At 65.2% G+C, this 3,367-nt stretch carries 2 protein-coding genes; both read left to right on the top strand.

Features of this window, described 5'->3' with window-relative positions; genetic code table 11:
* The first annotated feature begins 451 nt into the window (after nt 1-451).
* Nucleotides 452-1,129, top strand: coding sequence for a hypothetical protein (locus B4A72_RS02960; protein ID WP_292978065.1), 678 nt, complete (start codon nt 452-454; stop codon nt 1,127-1,129).
* 379 nt (nt 1,130-1,508) lie between these two features.
* On the top strand, nt 1,509-3,367 hold a 1,859-nt coding region (locus tag B4A72_RS02955), incomplete at its 3' end, for a TonB-dependent receptor (protein WP_292978064.1).

Below are 3,367 nucleotides of genomic sequence, written 5' to 3'. Positions count from 1 at the left end.
TGGATCATGTCGCCAATGCTGCCCCCATAGAGCGTGTCATTTTCGACCAGATCCGCAGCCGCGGCCACCGCTCCGCATTTCCCGCGTCAGGGCCGCTCGGACTGCCGGGCCGACCGCAGCGCCAATACACCGACACTCGCTGCTGCGAACAGCGTGCGGCGGGAGACTCCCTTCAGACTCATCGCGACGTCTGCACCTTGATGCAGCTATACTTAAAGCAGTGGCCAACGCTTTTCGGCGTCGCCAGCTCATCAGCATAGCAAGGCGACACAGTTGCAGCATCTTGCCGATAAAGGAATCGGAATGCTTTTGACCCGCATCAATTCCCAATCCGATGCGGTCAATTAGCCGGATCCAGCGATTTCTAGCGTCACGTTACCGCAGAACAAGCGTGTAGCGCACAGGCCGGCAACCACCTCCTGCCGGAACGATTTGTGAGAGGGATTCGGCAATGCCACATGTTACTTTTGCTCCGCTAGCCATTCTGACCATCGCTTCCGCAGCGATGACCGCCCCTACTTTGGCGCAAACAACTGTTCGCAACGAACGTGTTCAGTTTCCACGCGGAGCCACGTCCACCTCCGTGCGCGGCACCATCCGCGGCTACCAAGTCGTGGATTATGTCGTCGGCGCGCGGGCAGGCCAAGCCTTGGCGGTGTCGCTCCGCACCGACAACGCGTCCACATATTTCAATGTGCTGCCCCCCCGCTCGGAACAGGCAATCTTCACAGGTTCCATCTCAGGCAATCGCTTTTCAGGCCGGCTCGCTGCCACCGGCGACTACCGGCTGCGCGTCTATCTGATGCGAAATGCCGCCCGGCGCGCGGCGAGGGCTGACTACAACCTCTCGATTGCCATTGTGGATCGACCCGCGATCATGCCCTCCAAACCGATCATGGGCTCTGGCAAGCCAGTCTCGCCAGGAAACATGCCGGCCTTCTGCCGCGGCGAGGCGGCTAGCCATTACCGCGTCCGCCCCGCTTATGTCCGCACTGGTCGGCTGCAGCAGGATCGTGAAGGACAAGCGATCGAAGGCATGGTCGATCGCGGCGGCGACGGCATCGCGCGCTTTCGCTGCCGCTTCGATCCGTTGGGCCGGTTCATCAACCTGACCCCTCTGCCCAAATAATAAGTCCGTTTCCGCCGCGAAATATAATAGAATATAATCTTGCGACCTGCACTTACTCTATTCGCATTTGCGACGAGCTGATTTTTCATCAGAAAAACTAATCTTCGCATAATTTCGAACGCCGGATACTGCGTTAGGAGCAGGACAAAAACATGGTGACCCTTTGCGCCCCGACCGGCGAGGAGATCGATGGCTCCATTTCTGCTCGGTTTGAGCCTGCTCACCAAGCCCCGTTCCGACATCGCGCCGATCAGGCAGGCCCATCGCCCCTTGCCGTAGCGGCAAGCCCCCGGAACTGCGCGGAAAATCGCGCCCGACCTGCAGGTGTCATGCAGGCTTCATACTCCCTTTCTACCGGGGCGGCAGAGGGAGTTCCATCATGCATATTCGTTCGCTGGCGCTGGCCGCCATCAGCCTTTCCGCATTCTCCACCGCCGCCGCGCAGGCCCAGATCGCCGAGGCGGAGGCCGATGCGGGCGATGCGATCATCGTCACCGCGCAGCTGCGCGAACAGGATGCGATCGACGTGCCGATGGCGCTGAGCGTCGCGGGGGCCGAGCAGCTCGACCGCTTCGGCCTCTATGAATTCGACGCCCTCTCGCGCTTCGTGCCGGGCTTCGAGGTGCAGAACCAGTCGCCCAACAATCCCGGCTTCGTCATGCGCGGCATCACGTCGGACAGCGGCACGGCGACCAACGAGCCGCGCGTCTCCGTCTTCCAGGACGGCGTCTCCATCTCCAAGTCGCGCGGCTCCTATGTCGAGCTGTTCGACGTCGAGCGGGTCGAGATCGCCAAGGGGCCGCAATCGACGCTCTACGGGCGCGGCGCGCTGATCGGCGCGGTCAACATCGTGCAGAACAAGGCGGACCCGGCCGGCTTCGCGGCAGCGGGGCGCGTCTCCTACGGCAATTATGACAGCTGGCTGGGCGAGGCGATGGTCAATGCGCCGATCGGCGAAGGCATGGCGGTGCGCCTGGCCGGCCGCATCCGCAAGCGCGACGGCTATGTCGAAAATCTGCTGGGCGGCGCGGACTTCAACTCGGTCGACACCAAGGCGATCCGCGGCAGCTTCCACGGCGAAAAGGGCGACCTCAGCTTCGACCTGATCGGCAATTATCAGAAGGACAGCCCGAACGGCACCGGGTTCAAATCGATCGCCTACAACCCGACCGATCCCGTGACGGGCGCGGTGATCGGGGACCGCGGCCGCAACAGCGGCGCGGCGCTCGCGCCGGGCGCGGGGTTCGAAGGGGGCAAGGCGCTGGGGCTGGACCGGCAGGTCTGGGGCGTCACCGGCATCGCGACGCTGAAGCTGGACGATCGCTTCAGCCTCACCTCCACCACCGCCTTCCGCCGGTTCGACGCGCTGGAGATTTTCGACGCGGACGGCATTTCGCTGCCGATGCTGACGGCGGCCGAGGATGCGCGCGGCGTGCAGACCAGCCAGGAATTCCGCCTGACCTACGAGGATGGCCCGATCACCGCCTTCCTGGGCGCGAGCTATTTCCACGAAAAGGGCACGCAGCGGGTGCCGACGCAGTTTGACGAGCGCGTGACGCTGGCCCGACTGGCGGGCGCGCTGAACGGCGGCGGCGTCATTCCCGACCGCCCCGCGAGCGACCCGGTGCCCGCCGCCCTGCTGGCCAATCCCGCTTTCACCGGCGCGCTGCTGCAGGGTGTCGCCAATGCCTATGGCGTCGCCCTGTCGGCCGACCAGGCGCAGGCGATCGCCGCGAACCTGAAGCCCAGCCATCTGGAAAGCAGCACCAACGGGTCGCGCACCCGCGCCTTCGACCTGTTCGGCGACGTCACCATCCGTCTGTCGGACCAGTTCGAGGTCGGCGGCGGCCTGCGCTACACGCATGACGACAAGCGCAGCACGTTCCTGTCGTCGGTCGACAATGGCCGGTCGATCCTGGGCGGGCTGATCGGCGCGCTGAGCCAGCCCGAGGCGGTGCGCACCGCCCTGCTCCAGGCGCTGGCGGTGCCGGGCGCGGCCACCATCCCGCCCTCGGCCGCCTATCCGGTGCCGCTCTTTGGCCTGGGCGCGCAGCCGACGGCCGGCAATGGCGGCGAGGATAGCGCGACCCTGTCGAACGGCGGCTTTTCCTGGCGCTTGACCGCGCGGTACAAGCCCAGCGCCGACGCCAGCCTCTACGCCACCTATGCGCGCGGCCGCCGTCCGCAAGTGCTGGCCGCCAGCGCGCCGTCCGCCCCGCTGGGCGACACGCGCTTTTC

This window comes from Paracoccus sp. UBA5162 (genome assembly GCF_002413585.1).
Classification (GTDB): Bacteria; Pseudomonadota; Alphaproteobacteria; order Rhodobacterales; family Rhodobacteraceae; genus Paracoccus.
Note: the sequence above shows the minus strand (reverse complement) of the source record. Positions and strands in the feature narration are given on the sequence as shown.

Coding starts and splice junctions, on each gene's coding strand:
- B4A72_RS02960 (WP_292978065.1), top strand. CDS start 452: ATGCCACATGTTACTTTTGCTCCGCTAGCCATTCTGACCATCGCTTCC.